The sequence below is a fragment of the Microbacterium sp. SW12 genome, assembly GCF_055391095.1.
In genome coordinates, this window is record NZ_AP024335.1 from 1,846,415 (window position 1) to 1,864,097 (window position 17,683).

General features: G+C 66.9%; 16 protein-coding genes and 1 pseudogene. 3 read left to right on the plus strand and 14 right to left on the minus strand.

The window, feature by feature from the left end:
- Window position 1 precedes the first annotated feature (1 nt).
- A complete protein-coding gene (gene otsB, locus MICSW_RS09330) occupies window positions 2-820 on the minus strand; it encodes a trehalose-phosphatase (protein ID WP_228178079.1) in 819 nt (272 codons plus the stop codon).
- A 123-nt stretch (window positions 821-943) separates the two neighbouring features.
- Entirely contained in the window at window positions 944-2,338 is a 1,395-nt protein-coding gene (locus MICSW_RS09335) for an alpha,alpha-trehalose-phosphate synthase (UDP-forming) (protein WP_464495389.1), read from the minus strand.
- A 104-nt stretch (window positions 2,339-2,442) separates the two neighbouring features.
- On the opposite strand from MICSW_RS09335, the gene MICSW_RS09340 reads away from it, so the two are divergent.
- A complete protein-coding gene (locus MICSW_RS09340; protein ID WP_228178077.1) occupies window positions 2,443-2,670 on the plus strand; it encodes a hypothetical protein in 228 nt (75 codons plus the stop codon).
- Between the two features lie 80 nt (window positions 2,671-2,750).
- Here the strand turns inward: MICSW_RS09340 and MICSW_RS09345 are convergent, their stop codons facing one another.
- The 3 genes from MICSW_RS09345 to MICSW_RS09355 are packed head-to-tail and all read right to left on the minus strand — an operon-like array spanning window position 2,751 to window position 5,366.
- Complete coding sequence (locus MICSW_RS09345; protein ID WP_292729754.1) at window positions 2,751-3,935, minus strand: acetyl-CoA C-acetyltransferase; 1,185 nt, start codon at window positions 3,933-3,935, stop codon at window positions 2,751-2,753.
- A complete protein-coding gene (locus MICSW_RS09350) occupies window positions 3,932-4,585 on the minus strand; it encodes a CoA transferase subunit B (protein ID WP_228178075.1) in 654 nt (217 codons plus the stop codon). The genes MICSW_RS09345 and MICSW_RS09350 overlap by 4 nt, the downstream gene beginning before the upstream one ends.
- Before the next feature lies 1 nt (window position 4,586).
- Complete coding sequence (locus MICSW_RS09355) at window positions 4,587-5,366, minus strand: CoA transferase subunit A (protein WP_228178074.1); 780 nt, start codon at window positions 5,364-5,366, stop codon at window positions 4,587-4,589.
- A gap of 140 nt (window positions 5,367-5,506) precedes the next feature.
- On the opposite strand from MICSW_RS09355, the gene MICSW_RS09360 reads away from it, so the two are divergent.
- Window positions 5,507-6,292 (plus strand): IclR family transcriptional regulator, encoded by a 786-nt coding sequence (locus tag MICSW_RS09360; RefSeq protein ID WP_292729747.1) that lies wholly within the window; start codon window positions 5,507-5,509, stop codon window positions 6,290-6,292.
- Between the two features lie 82 nt (window positions 6,293-6,374).
- Here the strand turns inward: MICSW_RS09360 and MICSW_RS09365 are convergent, their stop codons facing one another.
- Window positions 6,375-7,217, minus strand: coding sequence for a universal stress protein (locus tag MICSW_RS09365; RefSeq protein ID WP_292729744.1), 843 nt, complete (start codon window positions 7,215-7,217; stop codon window positions 6,375-6,377).
- A gap of 199 nt (window positions 7,218-7,416) precedes the next feature.
- On the opposite strand from MICSW_RS09365, the gene MICSW_RS09370 reads away from it, so the two are divergent.
- The gene (locus MICSW_RS09370) at window positions 7,417-10,224 is read left to right on the plus strand and encodes a cation-translocating P-type ATPase (protein WP_464495396.1); all 2,808 of its coding nucleotides are present in this window, start codon (window positions 7,417-7,419) and stop codon (window positions 10,222-10,224) included.
- A gap of 40 nt (window positions 10,225-10,264) precedes the next feature.
- On the opposite strand, the gene MICSW_RS09375 is transcribed toward MICSW_RS09370, so the two are convergent.
- From MICSW_RS09375 to MICSW_RS09410, 8 genes and pseudogenes are all read right to left on the minus strand, one after another.
- Window positions 10,265-11,098, minus strand: a complete 834-nt coding sequence (locus tag MICSW_RS09375; RefSeq protein ID WP_464495400.1) for an alpha/beta fold hydrolase — start codon at window positions 11,096-11,098, stop codon at window positions 10,265-10,267.
- Between the two features lie 70 nt (window positions 11,099-11,168).
- Window positions 11,169-11,921, minus strand: coding sequence for a 3-hydroxybutyrate dehydrogenase (locus MICSW_RS09380; protein WP_292733491.1), 753 nt, complete (start codon window positions 11,919-11,921; stop codon window positions 11,169-11,171).
- A complete protein-coding gene (locus tag MICSW_RS09385; protein WP_292729732.1) occupies window positions 11,918-12,601 on the minus strand; it encodes a TetR/AcrR family transcriptional regulator in 684 nt (227 codons plus the stop codon). The genes MICSW_RS09380 and MICSW_RS09385 overlap by 4 nt, the downstream gene beginning before the upstream one ends.
- Window positions 12,585-14,153 (minus strand): class I adenylate-forming enzyme family protein, encoded by a 1,569-nt coding sequence (locus tag MICSW_RS09390; protein ID WP_292729729.1) that lies wholly within the window; start codon window positions 14,151-14,153, stop codon window positions 12,585-12,587. The genes MICSW_RS09385 and MICSW_RS09390 overlap by 17 nt, the downstream gene beginning before the upstream one ends.
- Window positions 14,150-15,264: pseudogene (locus MICSW_RS09395) on the minus strand (branched-chain amino acid ABC transporter permease). Before MICSW_RS09395 ends, MICSW_RS09390 begins: the two are co-directional and overlap by 4 nt.
- The gene (locus MICSW_RS09400; protein WP_228178065.1) at window positions 15,261-16,136 is read right to left on the minus strand and encodes a branched-chain amino acid ABC transporter permease; all 876 of its coding nucleotides are present in this window, start codon (window positions 16,134-16,136) and stop codon (window positions 15,261-15,263) included. The pseudogene MICSW_RS09395 and the gene MICSW_RS09400 overlap by 4 nt, the downstream one beginning before the upstream one ends.
- Window positions 16,133-16,876 (minus strand): ABC transporter ATP-binding protein, encoded by a 744-nt coding sequence (locus MICSW_RS09405; protein WP_292729721.1) that lies wholly within the window; start codon window positions 16,874-16,876, stop codon window positions 16,133-16,135. The genes MICSW_RS09400 and MICSW_RS09405 overlap by 4 nt, the downstream gene beginning before the upstream one ends.
- Window positions 16,873-17,679 carry an ABC transporter ATP-binding protein gene (locus MICSW_RS09410; RefSeq protein ID WP_292729717.1) on the minus strand — a complete coding sequence of 269 codons (807 nt, stop codon included), beginning with the start codon at window positions 17,677-17,679 and terminating at the stop codon, window positions 16,873-16,875. The genes MICSW_RS09405 and MICSW_RS09410 overlap by 4 nt, the downstream gene beginning before the upstream one ends.
- Window positions 17,680-17,683: the final 4 nt, after the last annotated feature.

The window sequence follows — 17,683 nt, forward strand, 5'->3', positions numbered from 1 at the left end:
TCTATTCCTGCGCGTGGCGCCGCTGATCCGCGAGCTCGGCCAGGGTGGCGGCCATCGCGGGGATGTCGGGCACGCTCACGCGAGCCGCCGTCTCGCCGTCGCCCACGTGGATGCCGAGATCCTGCGACTGCAGGCTGCGCAAGGCATCCTCGTCGGTCGTGTCGTCACCAGCGAACAGCACGGCGTCGGCGTGAACCCGCTCGCGGAGGTTCGCGATGGCGCTGTCTTTCCCCTCGTGCCGGAAGGCGTACTCGACGATCTTCTTGCCGGTCCGGCGACGCCAGTCGGGGGCTGCGGAAGCGACCATCTCATCCACGGCGGCTGCTGCCTTCTCCCCCGCCTCCTCGGTTGCGTTGCGGGTGTGAACACCGAACCCGAAGGTCTTCGGCTCGATCCACACGCCCTCGTAGTCCGAGGCGATCTCTTCGGCGCGGGCGCGCAGCAGATCGCGGAGACCGCGCTCGGCGTCATCCTCGGCGGGCTCAACCGGCCCCTCGCCGGGGAACCAGTATTCAGCACCGTGGGAGGCAGCGAGAGTGATCGGTGAGTCATCCGTGTGCTCGGCAATGATCCGCAGGTCGACGAGGCTGCGCCCCGACACGAGGGCTACCACCGTGTTCGGCAGCGCGGCCAGCGCATGGACCGCGTCACGGGCCGCGGGCAGCATCCGCGCTGTCATCGGGTCCTCCACGTGCGGCGAGAGTGTGCCGTCGAAATCGAGGGCGACCAGCAGGGTCGGGACACCCGCGACGGATGAGAGGGCTTCGAGCACCGGGGCGGGGAGGGCGTCGGAGACGGGATTGGCGTCGGGATTCGTCATCTCGGTTCTTTCCGTTCGGGTGATCGGGCGGGACAACTCGCGGTCAGGAAGGACAACTCGCGTGAGGGAGGGACAACTCGCGGTCAGGAAGGACAACTCGCATGGGGGAAGGACAACTCGCGGTTAGCGCTTCGCCGCCGCGAGAGCCTCGAGGAAGGACTTGGACCAGTCGCTCACGTCGTGATCGAGCACGCGGCGGCGAAGCGTGCGCATCCGGCGGCCCTGTTCGGTCCCCGGCATCTCGATGGCGCGCATGATGGCATCCTTCATGCCGTCGATGTCGTGGGGGTTGATGCGGATCGCCGACCCCAACTCGTCGGCAGCCCCGGCGAACTCGCTCAGCAGCAGCACCCCGCGGTTGTCGATGCGGCTGGCGACATATTCCTTCGCGACGAGGTTCATACCGTCGCGCAGCGCCGTCACGAGCATGACGTCGGCGGCCAGGTACAGCGCGACCATCTCTTCGCGCGGGAAGGCCTGATGCAGGTACCGGATGGCGGTGTGGTCCATCGTGTCGAAGTCGCCATTGATGCGCCCGACCGTCAGTTCGATCTCGTCGCGCAGTTGGATGTAGGCCTCCACCCGTTCGCGGCTGGGGCTTGCGACCTGCACGAGGGTCGCGTCTTCGACGCTGAGTCTGCCGTCTTCGAGGAGCTCACCGAACGCCTTGAGGCGGTGACGGATGCCCTTCGTGTAGTCGAGCCGGTCGACCCCGAGCATCACGGTCTTCGGGTTGCCGAGGCTCTCGCGGATCTCCTTGGCACGGGCTTGGATGTCGGGGCGCTGCGCGAGCTCGATGTACGACTCCGCGTCGATCGAGATCGGGTACGCCTTCGCGAGGACGTTTCGCGTACTGCCGTCCTCGAGGGGAACCGTGATGCCCGAGGCCTTGGTCGTGTAGTGGAACTGGCGCCTGACGGCCCGGGCGAAGTTGCCGGCATCCGCCACCCGCTGGAACCCGACGACATCCGCGCCGAGGAGTCCTTCGATGACCTGTCGACGCCACGGCAGCTGCGAAAACAGGCCGTATGCCGGGAACGGGATGTGATGGAAGTAGCCGATCGTGAGGTCGGGACGCATCCGGCGCAGCATCGCCGGCACGAGTTGCAGCTGGTAGTCCTGAACCCAGACCGTCGCGCCCTCGGCGGCTGCGGTGGCCGAAGCTTCAGCGAACCGTCGGTTGACGTCGACGTAGGCATCCCACCACACGCGGCGATACCGCGGCGCGGCGATCACGTCGTGATACAGCGGCCAGATCGTGTCGTTCGAGAACCCCTCGTAGTAGTTCTGCACCTCGTCGGCGCTGAGAGTAATGGGGACGAGATGTGTGCCTTCGAAGTCGAAGGGTTCCAGTTCGAGCCCCGGCTTGCCGGCCCACCCGACCCAGGCACCCTCGGTCTTGCGCATCACGGGCTCGAGCGCTGTGACCAGACCACCGGGAGAACGCCGCCATCCGCCGTCGTCATCACGGTCCACAGGGAGGCGGTTGGCTACGACGACGAAATCAGCTTGCGACACGCGAGCTCCTTCACGATGGCGGACGCGGGCACTTCCAGGCTAATCGCTTCGCCGGGTTGACCCCGGGGGTGGACAGCGGCGAGCTGATGTGTAGCGTGGTTCGCATGGGCAAGTACCTCTTTGGCACCGGCATCATCGGAGCAGTCATCTCAGGCTTCTCGCTCCTTCGCGCGCTCCGGGAGGACACCTTCACCTGGCGTACCGCGCTGGCGTGGATCAACTGGGGCATCACCGTTGCTCTGGCGATCGGCGCGATCGTCGACATGCGTCGCATCGACCAGGGAAAGCCCGTTCCGGCCGACTCCCCCGCCGCGCGACGCCTCGAAGACTAGCCGCGGGAACGACTGAGCGGATGCCGAAACTGCGGCATCCGCTCATCGCATGACGGCTTTGGTGGCGTGACAGGGTTCGCTCAGCGCTTGAGGATCAGCGCGTCACCCTGGCCGCCGCCACCGCACAGCGCGACAGCTGCCGTGCCGCTCCCGCGATGCAGCAGCTCGTGGACGGCATGAACCACAAGTCGATTGCCCGAGGCCCCGATCGGGTGACCGATAGCGATGCCGCCGCCGTGGATGTTGACGACGTCGTCGGGAAGTCCGAGTTCTGCCTGCGAGCGCGCAACCACGGCACCGAACGCTTCGTTGATCTCGACGAAGTCCAGATCGGCGGCGGCGATCCCCTCCCGCTCGCAGGCGGCGAGGATCGCCCGCGCGGGCTGGGCGTGAAGGGTGTTGTCGGGGCCCGCGACCTGACCCGCCGACCCGAGGACGGCAAGGACCGGCCACCCGTTCTCGTCCGCGTGCGCTCGGCTCGTGACGATCACTGCCGACGCGCCATCGGAGATCTGTGACGAGTTGCCCGCCGTGATCGTGCCGTCCTTCGAGAACGCCGGACGAAGCCCCGCGAGGGTGTCGACAGTCGTCTCGGGGCGGATGCCCTCGTCGCGGGTGACCAGCTTCGGTTCGCCCTTGCGCTGCGGAATCTCCACCGGAACGATCTCGTCGGCGAATACGTCCGCTTCCCACGCGGCTGCCGCGCGTTGGTGAGAGCGAGCGGCGACGGCATCCTGGTCTTCGCGCGTGACCTCGTAACGGGCGTTGTGGCGCTCGGTGGAGCCGCCCATGCTCTCGCGGTCGAAGGCGTCGGTGAGGCCGTCGTGGGCCATGTGGTCGAGCACCTCGATCGATCCGTACGACCAGCCCTCGCGCGAGCCCATGAGCAGATGCGGTGCCTGCGACATCGACTCCATCCCCGCCGCTACGACGACCCGGGCATCGCCGAGGCGCACCATGCGGGCGGCATCGATGACAGCGGTGAGGCCCGACAGGCACACCTTGTTGATCGAGGATGCGTGCACATCCCAGCCGATGCCCGCGCCGATCGCCGCCTGGCGCGCGGGGTTCTGGCCCGCGCCCGCGGGCAGCACCTGCCCGACCAGAACCGCGTCGACGACCTCGGGGCTGATCCCGGCTTTCTCAAGCGCGCCGCGGATCGCGATGCTGCCGAGCGCCGTGGACGGCAGCGATGACAGCTGCCCCTTCAACCGGCCCTGCGGGGTGCGTGCGGCACCGACGATGACGACATCCTCGTGGTTCATGCCTCCACCTTAAGGTCGCTCGAAACGGTGATCTCGGGCTCTGTCGCAGCCGCGACATCCGCAACGCTGACGCCCGGCGCGAGCTCGACGAGGACGAGGCCCTCGGGTGTCACGTCGAGAACCGCGAGGTCGGTGATGATGCGGTCGACGACGCCTTTGCCCGTCAGCGGCAGCGAACAGTCGTTGACGATCTTCGGCGTGCCATCTTTGGCGACGTGCTCCATGAGGACGATCACCTTCGCTGCACCGTGCACGAGATCCATCGCGCCGCCGGGGCCCTTGACCATCTTTCCGGGGATCATCCAGTTGGCAAGATCTCCGGAGGCCGACACCTGCATCGCACCGAGGATGGCGGCATCGATCTTGCCGCCACGGATCATGCCGAAGCTCGTCGCGGAATCGAAGAACGCGGCGCCCGGCAGGGTCGTCACCGTCTCTTTCCCGGCGTTGATGAGGTCGGGGTCGACGTCATCTTCCTGCGGGTAGGGACCGACGCCCAGGATGCCGTTCTCGGATTGCAGCACGACGGTGACGCCGTCGGGAACGTAGTTGGGCACGAGGGTCGGCAGTCCGATCCCCAGATTGACGTAGGCGCCGTCGGCGAGCTCCTGGGCGGCGCGGGCAGCCATCTCATTGCGGGTGAGTGCCATCTCAGGCTCCTTCCGGGGTCACCGAGACGGTGCGTCGCTCGATGCGCTTTTCGATGTCGGAACCGACCTCGACGATGCGGTGAACGTACACGCCGGGCAGGTGCACGGCATCCGGGTCGATCTGGCCCGGCTCGACCAGCTCCTCGACCTGCACGATGCAGATGCGGCCGGCCATCGCCGCGAGGGGGTTGAAGTTTCGAGCTGCCTTGTTGAAGACGAGGTTGCCGTGACGGTCACCACGCAGCGCGTGGACGAGGGCGTAGTCGGTGACGATCGCTTCCTCGAGCACATACTCGCGCTCGCGCCCCGACACCTCGAAGGTGCGGACATCCTTCACCGGCGAAGCGACGGCCACGCCGCCTGACCCGTCATAGCGCCGAGGCAATCCACCCTCGGCTACCTGGGTCCCCACGCCGGTCTGCGTGTAGAAGGCGGCGATCCCGGCGCCGCCCGCGCGGAGCTTCTCGGCGAGCGTGCCCTGCGGCGTCAACTCGAGCTCGAGTTCGCCAGAGAGGAACTGCCGCTCGAACTCCTTGTTCTCGCCCACGTACGACGAGGTCATCTTGCGGATGCGCTTGTCGGCGAGCAGGATGCCCAGGCCCCAGTCATCCACCCCGCAGTTGTTGGACACGATCGACAGGTCGCCGACGCCGCGCGCGTGCAGCGCCTCGATCAATGCCATCGGGTTGCCCGACAGTCCGAACCCGCCGACGGCGAGGGTAGCGCCGTCGGGGATGTCGGCCACGGCTGCGGCCGGCGACTCCCACGTCTTGTCGATCACGGATGAACTCCTTCGGTCTGCCGGTTCGGGTGCGGGGCGCATCATGAATGGCTCGCCGCACCACCATCGTCTCCGCCTGGCGCCCGCCGACGCCAGCATCCGCTTGCGATGTGGACATCACCACGACTACCGTCCACATCATGGACAGCCCTCCCTCCGTACCGGGCGCGCAGGCAATCGCGCGCGCGGCATCTCTGCTGCGCTTGGTGTCGGCAGGAGGCGCTGCGGGCCTCACCGTTTCGGAGCTGGCCCGTCGGGCGGATCTCACCCGCCCGACGACCCACCGACTCCTCACGGCGCTGCGCCACGAGGGGCTCGTCGACCAGGACGAAGCACTCGGCACCTGGATGCCGGGGCCCGAGCTCTACCTGATGGGTACGGCCGCAGCATCCCGGTACGACATCACGAGCCTCGCTCGCGACATCGTGCGCTCGCTCGCCGTCCGCACCGAAGAAAGCGCCTTCCTCTCGGTGCGACGCGGCGACGAGACAGTGTGTCTGTTGCGCGAGGAGGGGAGCTTTCCCATCCGATCCTTCGTACTGTCCGAGGGTGTGCGCTTTCCCCTGGGCGTCGCGTCGGCGGGGCTCGCGATCCTCTCCTTCCTTCCAGACCACGATGTGGACGCATACTTCGAGCGGCATCCTGAGCTCCCGGAGCGGTGGGGTGCCGCTCACGCCCCGACGCGGCTTCGGGGCCGTCTGCGCGAGACGCACGAGCGCGGGTACGCCGTCAACCCGGGCCTGATCGTCGAAGGAAGCTTCGGCGTCGGGGCCGCTGTTTTCACACGCGAAGGGCACCCGCAGTGGGCGTTGAGTCTCACGGGAGTCGAGTTCCGATTCGGACCCGACCGGCTCCCCGAGCTCGGCCGCATCCTGCTGGCCCACGCGCACCAGCTGACGACACGCGTCGCGGCATCCCGGGGCTGAGACCGCCCGGGCTGCCGCAACAGGCGCTGTCAGCCGCGCTCAGGCGACCTCCGGATTGACCTGCGCCTCCAGCGCGGTCTGTTCACCGTACGACGACTGTCACCGTGGCGAGGCGGGCGAGTACCTGCTGGCTGGTGGATCCGAGCAGGAAACGCGCAACTCGGCCGTAGCCATGTGACCCGATGACGGTAAGGCGAGCTTGCGAGGCGAGTCGATTGATCAGCGTGTCCGGACTATCACTCCTCTCGACCACGCGGCGCACGTCCAGGTCGGGATACAGCTGCGGAATACCGGCGATCGAAATCGCGAGCGCTTCCTCGGTGAGCTTCTGCATGATCTGGAGGTAGTCGTCAGGGTATGACCGAACGTAGAGGGGAAGCGCCACCGGAGACCAGCTGCTCACCGCGGTGAGCGGTTCTCCGGATCGGTCTGCTTCGACGGCGGCGAAGGCGATAGCGAGCTCGGAAACGTCTGACCCATCGACGCCAACGATAACCCCGGACCGGCCAGTGAGGTCGAGGTCGGGCACGACGACCACGGGGCACTGTGCGGCGGCGGTGATGCGGATCCCGTGCGGACCTCGAGCCGGCCCTGATAGCGGGCCGCGGTAGTCGCTACCGATGACCAGCAGCGCGGCATCCTTCGAGGCTTCGATGAGCTGTTCGACCGGCTTGCCGCGTGCGACACGTGTCCGGGCGGGCACGCCACGTGCACGCACACGCTCGGCCTCTTCATCCAGCATGTTCTGTGTCAGCTCGAGCGCATGATCGATGATGTTGCCTTCACCGATGACACCGGCGGCACCGCCGACGATCGACACCAGTTCGAGCCGGTCGCCCCTGATCGTCGCCCGCTCGGTGGCCCAGTCGACGGCGCGGCGCGATACGGCAGCATCCGTCACCCCGACGATGATCTTCTCCTGCATCTCGTACTCCTTTGTTCGGGCCCGGAGTCCGGTTGGCGCTGTCGCGCCCCGGATCTGCTGATCGCAGCATCCCCTGCCGGGCGCCACTCGGGTAGGGGCGGAGGTCCCATCGGCGGGGACCATGGGCCCTACCTCACGTCCGCCTGGTTTGGCACGGTGGAAGGAACGCCCGGACGAGGAGTGACGGGAGCAGAATCAAATGTCCGCTGTGAGCCGCGAAGGGTCTCGGGAGCCTCATGCGCCGCGGGGACGGACACCGGCTGAACTCACCCATCACCCGGCCGCGGCATCGGGTTCGCCGAACGATCCCCATGGTCACCCTGCCGGTGTCGTGCTCGAGGGACTCGAAACGACTCGTGCGGGGCTCGCCTCGGGGGAGGTAGACCGGCGCCATGCGCACTTCGGGCCGAACAGTCTGCCAGAACCGTCGCCGACGCATCCGGTCTTGCGGTTCCTGGCGCAGTTCAACAACGCAATCATCTACGTTCTGCTTGCGGCTGCGGTGATCAAGCTCGCGTCGCGTGACTATATCGACGCGTCGGTGATCCTCGCGGTCGCACTTATCAACGCGATCATCGGGTTCGTCCAGGAGGGGCAAGCCGAGAAGGCCCTGCGCGGAATCCGCAAGATGCTCTCGCCGCACGCCACCGTGCGGCGAGATGGCAGCTGGCATGACATCGACGCTGCCACGCTGGTCCTCGGCGATATCATTCGAGTCCACGCCGGCGATCGAGCGCCCGCGGACGCAAGGCTGGTCGAAGCGCGTGATGTGCGGGCAGATGAGGCTGCGCTGACGGGCGAAGCGGTTCCTGCGGCCAAACACACCGACACTGTGCCGCACGATGCCGCCCTCGGCGATCGGCACAATATGATACACGCCGGATCGATCGTGGTCGCCGGACGAGCTGTGGCCGTGGTCACCGCGACCGGAATCCGTACTGAACTCGGCCGTATCCAGCAGCTGGTTCGCGATGTCGAGCGCACGGACACCCCGCTCATCCGCTCGATCAACCGGCTCGGACGTCAGCTGACGGTCACCGTGCTCGTGCTGGTCGTCGTGATGGTCGCGCTCGGATCGATCCTGCACGGGAACTCCCCGGAGTTGCTACTATCATCCGCCATCGCATTTGCGGTGGCCGCGGTGCCGGAGGGGCTGCCGGCGGTAGTGACGATCACCCTTGCACTGGGCGTGCGGCAGATGGCTGCACAGCGGGCGATCACCCGCCGACTGGCTGCGGTAGAGACCCTCGGGTCGGTCACCGTAATCTGCTCCGACAAGACCGGCACGCTGACCAAGAACGAGATGACCGTGAGGGCCGCCACCACCGCGGCCGCCCGGTACACGGTCACCGGCGAAGGCTACGATCCCACGGGAGCGATCCTGCGAAACGGCGACCTGGATTCCGCGGGTATGCCGGATCTGCGCGAATTGGCGCTCGCGCTCACCCTGTGCAACGACGCGCGGCTCGACCACACAGAGACCGCCGGGTGGCGGGTCGTGGGGGATCCCACCGAAGGCGCACTGATCACCCTGGGTCGCAAGGCTGGCATCGACGCCTCCGACTTCGCGCGCCAGGACGAGATCCCGTTCGAAGCCAGCGTGAAGTACATGGCCACCCTCAACCGATCGATCGCGGGAAGGCAAGTCATCTTCGTCAAGGGTGCGCCCGACCGTCTGCTCACCCTTTGCGAGCACCAGCGAGCCACCGACGGAGGGAAGGACCCGGTGGAGCACGACCGGTGGCAGGCGCTCGTCGACGAGTACACCGCGCAGGGAATGCGGGTCCTCGCCGCAGCTCGTCGTGACGTGTCACCGGATGTCCTGACCGTCGAGTCTGAGGATCTTCGCGGACTGGTGCTGCTGGGCATCGTCGCCATCGCCGACCCGCCACGACCCGAAGCGACGGCCGCGATCGCCGAATGCCAGGAGGCCGGCGTGAGCGTGAAGATGATCACCGGTGACCACGCCCGCACCGCGCATGCCATCGCCGCCGAGATGGGGGTCGTCGACGACGGCGCGACAGTGCTGACCGGGGCCGAGATCGACGGGATGGACGACGTACAGCTGCGGGATGTCGTCGCGGACGTCGACGTGTACGCGCGTACCAGCCCAGAACACAAACTGCGCATCGTCGCTGCACTCCAGTCCCGCGGTGGCGTGGTCGCGATGACCGGTGACGGAGTCAACGACGCTCCCGCGCTGAGCCGAGCCGACGTCGGCGTCGCCATGGGAATGAAGGGAACAGAAGCCGCCAAAGACGCCTCCGACATCGTCCTCGCCGATGACAACTTCGCCACCATCGAGCGAGCCGTACGCGAAGGCAGACGCGTCTACGACAACCTGCGCAAGTCCGTGGTCTTCATCCTCGCCACGACACTCGGGCAAGCCCTGGTCGTCTTCACCGCCGTCGTGGTTGGCTTCCCCGACCCTCTGCAGCCCACTCAGATTCTCTGGGTGAACCTCGTTACCGCCGTTACCCTTTCTCTCGCCTTCGCCTACGAACCAGTCGAGCCCGGAACGATGAAACGACGACCCCGGTCCGCCGGCGAGTCGATCCTCTCAGGAAAGCTGCTCATGCTCGCGGGAATGGGCATTGTGGTATCAGCCGCGACGATCATTGCCTTCTTCGCCGAACTCGCTCGCGGTGCTGACCTCGAGACGGCGCGCGCCGAAGCAGTGACAGTACTCGTGGTCGCTCAGGTGGCCGTGTTGTTCAACGTTCGCCTCCTACGCCGATCGAGCTTCACCCTGCGTGCACTCACCGGGAATCACGCGATTTGGATCTCCATCGCCATACTTGCCGCACTCCAGACGGGATACACCTACCTGCCACCGTTCCATGCGTGGTTCGGCTCCGTCCCGCTAAGCCTCGCGCAATGGGCGACAGCGATTGGATATGCCCTTGCGTGCTTCCTCGCCATCGAGGTGATAAAGGCAATCGGACGAGTCCTTGCTGCTGCACGCAACCGCCGATTCGCCTTCGAGTCAGCACGCGGCCGCCAGTGATCGATCCACGACGTCACGCAACGCTGCGCGCCGGTGCTGGTCACGCAACGCTGCGCGGCTGGGCGAGCACCGAACGCACCGCCTCACCGACGACGCGCGCACCCTGCGCGCTCATCGCGATCGTGTAGTGGTTGAGGTCATCGAGCCGCGTGTGCTCGATGCTCGGATACGTCGCGAGGACCCCCTCGAGGTACTCCGGTGCGTACAGCCCCGGCTCCTCACCCTGCAATCCCCGCGGCACCGTGATAAGGGTTGTCGGATGCTGCAGATCGGCGAGTGCGTCCGGCAACGAAGACCCCGTGTTCATGTCGATGGTGTCGTCGACCATCGTCTCGTAGCTTGTGGCCGGTCGCAGCATCCCGGACCCGTCATCGACGAGGTCGTAGGCGAAGTAGCTCTCGAGTTCGGGCGACCACGCCTGCGCGAAGGCGGGGTGGGGCCGCCAGAACTCGAGATAGTCATCGATGGATCCGAACCGCATCGACAGGCGCGCCGCGGTGGGGCCGAGGACATGCGCGACGACGGCATCCGCATCCAACCCCGGTGGAACGTCGAGGGGCAACCCACCATCGACAAGAAGCAGGCTTTCGACCCGCGACGGATGCCGGTGAGCGAACACGACAGACACGAAAGCGCCCATCGAATGCCCGACGACCGGGATTTTCTCAATGCCGAGGTGATCGAGCACAGCGGCCAGGTCGTCCGCGTGCGCAGCAAGCCCAGCTGGCCCGGCTACCTCGTTGCTGCGTCCGCGCCCACGAAGGTCTGGCGCGATCGCGCGAATCCCGGGGAGCTCCTCGACGACGAACGGCCAGGCCAGGTGCGACGAGGTGACGCCGTGGACCAGCAGCACCTGGCCGGTCTGCGGGGCCACCGGATCCCAGACACCAACGTGCAGGTCACCCCGGGGACGACGACGTCGACAGTGCGATAGGTGTGCGCGCTCATCGTGCGGTCCACCCGCCGTCCATCGTGTAGGAGGCGCCAGTGACCATCCCGGCCTTGTCTGAGACGAGCCAGCCGGCCAGGGATGCAACTTCGTCAGACTCCACGAGACGCTTGACGGCGGTCTCGGTGAGCATGATCTTCTCGACGACCTCGTCTTCGGGGATACCGTGCACCTTCGCCTGGTCGGCGATCTGCTTCTCGACGAGCGGGGTTCGCACATAGGCCGGGTTGATGCAGTTGCTGGTGACACCGTGCGGGCCGCCCTCAAGCGCTGTCACCTTCGACAGTCCCTCCAGGCCGTGCTTTGCCGCGACGTAGGCGACCTTGTAGGGACTGGCGCGCAGCCCGTGGGCGCTGGAGATGTTGACGACCCTGCCCCATCCGTTCGCGTACATGTGCGGCAGCGCGGCACGCACCAGCAGGAACGGCGATTCGAGCATGAGGCGCATCATCATCCGGTAGGTCGCCGGGTCGAACTCGGCGATGGGACTCACCCGCTGGATGCCGGCATTGTTGACCAGGATGTCGACCTCGAGGCTCAGGTCATCGAGCGCTTCGGTCTCGGAGAGGTCGACGACCCAGGCTTCGCCGCCGATCTGTTCGGCAGCCGCGTGAGCGGCGTCCGCGTTGAGGTCGGCAACGACGACACTTGCGCCCCGAGAGGCGAACTCTGTCGCGCATGCGAAACCGATGCCGCTCGCGCCGCCGGTGACCAGGGCGCGTCGCCCCGCAAGGTCGTTCTCGGTCATCGAGGCTCCTCCTTCTTCGGTTCCGCTCGGGGAGCGAGCGCGTTGTCGATGAGCGTCGACATCGACGCCATCACGGCGGGGTCCAGCTCGGCAGGCGGCCTGCCCTCGGCATCCCGTTCCCAGAGCAGGAACCGCATGCCGATGAGCTCTCCCATGCCCATGAGCGCCCACGCCGTGACCTCGGGATCGAGCGCGCGATCGACATCCCCGCTTCCCTGGGCGGCACGGAGCCCCGCCTCATACCCCTCGACGATGCGCGTGTAATGCAGTCGCAGAGTGTCGGGTGAGACGAACTCTGCCTCGCGCACAACCCGGTACAACGCGGGATGCGCCGCAGTGAAGCGGAAGAACCCGGCAAACCCCGCGCGTTCGGCTTCAAGACGGCTCGACGCTCCTGCCATCGCCTCCGACATCGAGTGCCGTACCCGCCGGTTCAGATCGATCACGAGTGCTTCGAAGATCGTCTGCTTGCTGTCGAAGTACAGATAGAACGTTCCGAGCCCGATACCGGCGCGCTCGGTGATCTTGACGATGGATGCCTCGTGGTACCCCTGATCGGCGAACACCGTCTCGGCCGCCTCGAGCAGCCGGCTCCGCGTGGCCTCGCCCCGCTTGGTCAACGGCCGGCCTGTCGCCGACGAGACCGGCGTGACGTCCTCGTCCTCAATGGGAACGCTCATGCGACACCTCCTGAGTCGATGCCACGGTCGCTCTGGCACGCTCACGCAGCCGCGACCTCGCCAACTTGTCGATCGAGGATCGGGGCAGTCGTTCGACGACCTCGACGGCAATGGGGACTTTGAAGGCCGCAAGGGTGCGCCGGGCGTGCGCGAGGATCTCGTCGCGAGAAATGACCGCTCCCGCGCGAATCGTGACGAAGGCGACGCCCCGTTCGCCCCACACCGGATCGGGGACGCCGACCACGGCTGCGCCGCTCACCAGAGGGTGCAGACACAGCGCGTGCTCGACCTCGGCGGGGGCGACGTTCTCGCCGCCGGAGATGAAGATGTCTTTGAGCCGGTCGACGACGGTGAAGACGCCGTCTCGGTCGCGGTGGACGAGATCGCCGGTGCGCAACCAGTCGCCGTGCATGGCCCGCGCGGTGGCATCCGGGTCACCGAGGTAGCCCGCGAACACGCTCGGTCCTCGGACCCAGAGCTCCCCCGTCGCGTCCCCGCGGAGCGGAAGCAGCGTGTGGGGGTCGACGACCTGGACGCTGACGTGAGGATACGGTCGCCCCACCGCGCCCTCGTGGCCGCCGGCGCTGCCGGTCGGGCAGTGCAGCACATTGGGGCCTGCTTCGGTGAGTCCGTAACCCTGGACCAGCTCAACGCCGCGGGCGTGCCACGCGTCTCGAACCGCGCTGGGTAGGGTGGCTCCACCCACGAGCGCGAGGCGGATCGACGACAGATCGCTGGCGTCCCACCCTCGGGATTCGGCGAGCATCGCATACTGCGTCGGAACGCCCATCATCGCGGTGACCCGGCGCTCTCGGATGAGCTGCAGCACGCGCTCGGTGTCGAACGAACGCTCCAGCACGACAGTCGCGCCGCCCCACCACGCGAGCAGCGGCTGGCAGTTCCACGCCGCAACGTGGAACTGCGGCAAGACGGTGAGAACGACATCCCCCTCACCCAGTGGCAGCGCGCGCCCGAGGGCCAGGTTGTTCCAGAAGCAGTTGGCGTGGGTGAGGATGACGCCCTTGGGCGCAGCTTCGCTCCCCGACGTGAACACGATCAGCAAAGGGTCATCGTCGCGGACCGCGCGGGCTGGCCGCGGGTCGCGCGCCGGGGGGACGGCGCGCTCAATGCCGGCAGTCCCCAGGGCGGCAACCAGCGGAGGCTCCGCCAGTTCACGGATGGCGTCGGCCGCGGACGCGGCGAACTCGTCATCGACCACCAGCAGCTGGGGGTCGCTGCGGCCGAGCGTGTCGACGAGCTCACGCGTGCTCTGACGCCACGAGAGCGGAACGAACGCGACACCGACAAGCGCGCATCCGAAGAAGAGCACGACGTGGTCGATGGAGTTTCCCGCGAGCGTTGCGATGCGCGTTCCCGGGCCGAAGCCCGCTCCTGCGAGGCTCTCGGCGAGTTCTCGCGCCCGGTCGGCCAGCTCGCCGTAGGTGATCGTCACCCCGCGATCGTCGATCGCAACACGATGCGGTGTGTGCGCGGCGCGCTCGACCAGCCACCGGCCGATCGTGTGCGACTCGTCTTGTACGTCGTTGCTCACGCTCGAACCTCCGAGGCACCGACCGCATCGGCATCTGCCTCCGCGTCGTCGATGCTCCGCAGACTATCGCGCACGTGACGTTCGCCGTGACGACGACGCCACCAGCCATCGATCGTGCCGGCGATGCCCCCGGGGAGGAACATCACCACGATGATGAACAGCGCACCGAGCAGGAACAGCGGCTCCGACAGCGGAATGCGCAGGAAATCCGGGAGCGACTCGATGGCCTCGGACCCGGCGAGGACCGTGAGCCGCTGATCGAGCAGGGTGTACAGCACTCCCCGACGATCGCACCCCACCGGAATCCGACCCCGCCGAGGACGACCATGACCAGCACGGTGATGGTGAGATCGGCGGAGACGGACCGCGGCACCGTTCCCGACTGCAGCAGCATGTACGCCACCCCGGCAAGGCTCGCGAGCACCGCGGCGATCACGAAGACGATGAGTCGCACCCGGTAGGGCCGAAGGCCCAGGACCCGCACCCGCTGCTCGTTCTCGCGGGTGGCCCGGGCGAGGTGCCCGAGGCGAGAGGTGTCGACCCAGAGCGTCACCAGGTACACGATCACCAGCACCGCCAGGGCGAACCAGTACAGGTTTCGCGTGTTGATCACGCCGACGAGGAAGTCCGGGACCTGGTCGGTGTTCAGGCTCAGACCCTCCTCACCGCCGGTGATCGCGGAGTTGCGACGCACGAGCACGGAGCCTGCCTGAGCGAAAGCGAGCGTGACCATCGCGAAGGGAATCCCTGAGACGCGCATCGCGACAGCACCCGTGACGAAGGCGATGATCATCCCGCCGATGAGGGCCGCGAACACGCCGGGAAAGAGCGGCACCCCGAAGTGCTCGAGCGCGATGCCGAGGCCATACGCGCCGGCGCCGAAGTAGAGCGCGTGCCCGAACGACAGCATCCCGGACGTGCCCAGCAGCAGGTTGTACGACAGCGCGAGGGATGCGAACACCATGCACAGCGAGAGCAGCGCCAGGGTTCCCGGCTGGTAGGTGGGGGTAGGCAGGATGCCGGGGATCGAGATGTTCAGGAGCGGCAGCACCGCCATGAAGATCACGAGCCCGACGCCGACGAGCGCCGGCCAGTATCGACGGATGCTCATGCCTTCCTCCCGAGGAGTCCAGAAGGTCGCACGAGCAGCACGACCGCCAGCAGGATGACGACGATGAAGTCTCCGGTGCCGCCGAGGTAGAAGTTCGCGAACTGCTGCAACACGGCAACCAGCACGGATGCCACTGCGGCCCCGGTCAGCGAGCCGAGACCACCGACGACCGTGACGATGAACGCGAAGATCAGCAGCGTGGATCCGAGGTGCGCTGACACGAACGTCGAGTAGTGCATCGCCAGCACGCCGCCGATGCCGGCAGCTGCCCCGCCGATCGCGAAGACGAGAGTGAAGGAGCGCCGCACGTCGATTCCGAGAGCCGTCACCATCGAACGGTTCTCGACGCCAGCGCGGATGATCATGCCGTACCGCGTCTTCTGGAGGAACAGCACCAGTGCTGCCAGCACGAGCCCCGCGGCGAGCATCAGGATCCAGTACACGTTGGGGATCCGGGCTCCGAGGATCTCGGTGGTCTCCTTGAGCCAGGGTGGACCCGAGATCGGAATCGCGTCGGTGCCCCACACCCCTTCGAACAGGGCGACCGCGGCGAATGAGAGTCCGACCGTGACGAGCACTTGCTCGATGTGTCGCTCATAGAGCGGGCGGATCAGCACGAGTTCGGTCAGGGTTGCAAACAGAGCGCCGACCGCAGCGCCGACAAGGATCGAGACGAGAAACGACCACCACGACTCGGTCCCGAGCGCCTGCGCGACCATCCATCCGAGGAAAGCACTCAGAGTCAGGAACGCCCCGTGCGCGAAGTTGAGCACGTGCATGAGGCCGTAGATCAGACTCAGGCCCGAGGCGACGAGAAAGTAGAGGGCCCCGAGACCGACACCGGTCACCAGGGTCAGGATGATGGTGCTCACGAGTGGGCCTCCGAGGACGGTGCAGGCTTGGGATCCGCGGGCCGCTCGGCATGAACACCGAGCAGTCGCTGGGTGAGCTCCTCGTCGTCGAGGATCTCGCGGGCGGGCCCGACGTGGACGACGCGGCCGCTGTCGATGACTATCGCGTCGTGCGCGAGTCGTTTGACGACCTCGAGGTTCTGTTCCACCAGCAGGATCGGCACCGTCTTTGCTGCCTCCTCGAGGGCGTCTGCAACCTCGGTGACGATCTTGGGGGCGAGCCCCTTGGTCGGTTCGTCGACCAGCAGCAGCTGGTTGTCGTTCATGAGCGCGCGGGCGACCGAGACCATCTGCTGCTGTCCGCCCGAGAGGGTGCCGGCCATCTGGTCGCGACGGTTCACGAGGTCGGGGAAGAGCTCGGCGACGAACTCACGGCGCGGATTGCGCTGCCGTTCGGCCAGGGCGAGATTTTCGGCGACCGTGAGCTTGGCGAACACCTCACGGTCTTCCGGAACGTAGCCGACGCCCCGCTTGACGATCCGATGGGTGGGGAGCGTGTCGATCCGCTCTCCGGCAAGGCGCACCTCGCCGCGGCGATGAATCAATCCCAGGATGCCGCGCAGCGTCGAGGTCTTGCCGACACCATTGCGTCCGAGGACCGCCGTGATGCCGGTGGCCGGGACCGAGAAGGTCACGCTCTCGACGACCGGCTGGCCGCTGATCGAGCAGCGCAGGTCGCTGACTTCGAGGATGGCGCTCATGCGGCGTTGCCCAGGTAGGCGCTTTGCACGAGCGGGTTGGCCATGATCTCAGCGGGTGAGTCGAACGCGATGATCGAGCCGAAGTACATCACTGCCACCTTTTCTACGAGCCCCATCAGTACGTCGATGTGGTGTTCGACCATGAGAACCGTGCATCCGGTTCTCGCCTGCAGCTCGCGGATGTTGTCGACGAGGCCCGCCACATCGCCAGATGCGACGCCAGCCATCGGCTCGTCGAGCAGCACGATCTTCGAATCCATGGCCAGGAGCACCGCGATCTCGAGCTTGCGCTTGTCGCCGTGGGAGATGTCTCCCGCCGGAGTGAGGAGCTTGTGGGTCAGGCCCACTTCTTCGAGATTCTGCAGGGCGCGCTGGGTTGCGGCATCCTTCTTCGCGCCACCGCTCTTCGATGGAAAGTGGAAGAGGGAGTAGTCACGCCCCACCGCGACCTGCGCGGCGAGCCGGACGTTCTCGAGCACGCTCAGCTTGGGGAACAGGCTCGAGGTTTGGAAGGTGCGCCCCAGTCCCGCCCGCGCCCGGGCAGGCACCGACATCCTCGTGATGTCTTCGCCGTTCATCAGGACCCGACCTGCTGTGGGGGTCATGATGCCGGAGACGACGTTGAACAGCGTGGTTTTGCCTGCGCCGTTCGGCCCGATGACGCCGACCAGGGAACCTGGGGCGACATCGACGTCGACATCCTTCAGAATCGTCGCGCCGCCGATCTGCAGACCCAGCTTCTCCACCCGCAGGGCGGAGGGAGCCGGATGCTGCGCGGGCGCGGACGGAACCGGAGTGCTCATTGGT

What these genes read in the sequence shown, in the direction of transcription:
- MICSW_RS09370 (WP_464495396.1), top strand. Translation starts at nt 7,417, where the DNA reads ATGTCCGCTGTGAGCCGCGAAGGGTCTCGGGAGCCTCATGCGCCGCGG.
- MICSW_RS09340 (WP_228178077.1), top strand. Translation starts at nt 2,443, where the DNA reads ATGGGCAAGTACCTCTTTGGCACCGGCATCATCGGAGCAGTCATCTCA.
- otsB (WP_228178079.1), bottom strand. Translation starts at nt 820, where the DNA reads ATGACGAATCCCGACGCCAATCCCGTCTCCGACGCCCTCCCCGCCCCG.
- MICSW_RS09350 (WP_228178075.1), bottom strand. Translation starts at nt 4,585, where the DNA reads ATGGCACTCACCCGCAATGAGATGGCTGCCCGCGCCGCCCAGGAGCTC.
- MICSW_RS09405 (WP_292729721.1), bottom strand. Translation starts at nt 16,876, where the DNA reads ATGAGCGCCATCCTCGAAGTCAGCGACCTGCGCTGCTCGATCAGCGGC.
- MICSW_RS09365 (WP_292729744.1), bottom strand. Translation starts at nt 7,217, where the DNA reads ATGCAGGAGAAGATCATCGTCGGGGTGACGGATGCTGCCGTATCGCGC.
- MICSW_RS09345 (WP_292729754.1), bottom strand. Translation starts at nt 3,935, where the DNA reads ATGAACCACGAGGATGTCGTCATCGTCGGTGCCGCACGCACCCCGCAG.
- MICSW_RS09360 (WP_292729747.1), top strand. Translation starts at nt 5,507, where the DNA reads ATGGACAGCCCTCCCTCCGTACCGGGCGCGCAGGCAATCGCGCGCGCG.
- MICSW_RS09410 (WP_292729717.1), bottom strand. Translation starts at nt 17,679, where the DNA reads ATGAGCACTCCGGTTCCGTCCGCGCCCGCGCAGCATCCGGCTCCCTCC.
- MICSW_RS09385 (WP_292729732.1), bottom strand. Translation starts at nt 12,601, where the DNA reads ATGAGCGTTCCCATTGAGGACGAGGACGTCACGCCGGTCTCGTCGGCG.
- MICSW_RS09380 (WP_292733491.1), bottom strand. Translation starts at nt 11,921, where the DNA reads ATGACCGAGAACGACCTTGCGGGGCGACGCGCCCTGGTCACCGGCGGC.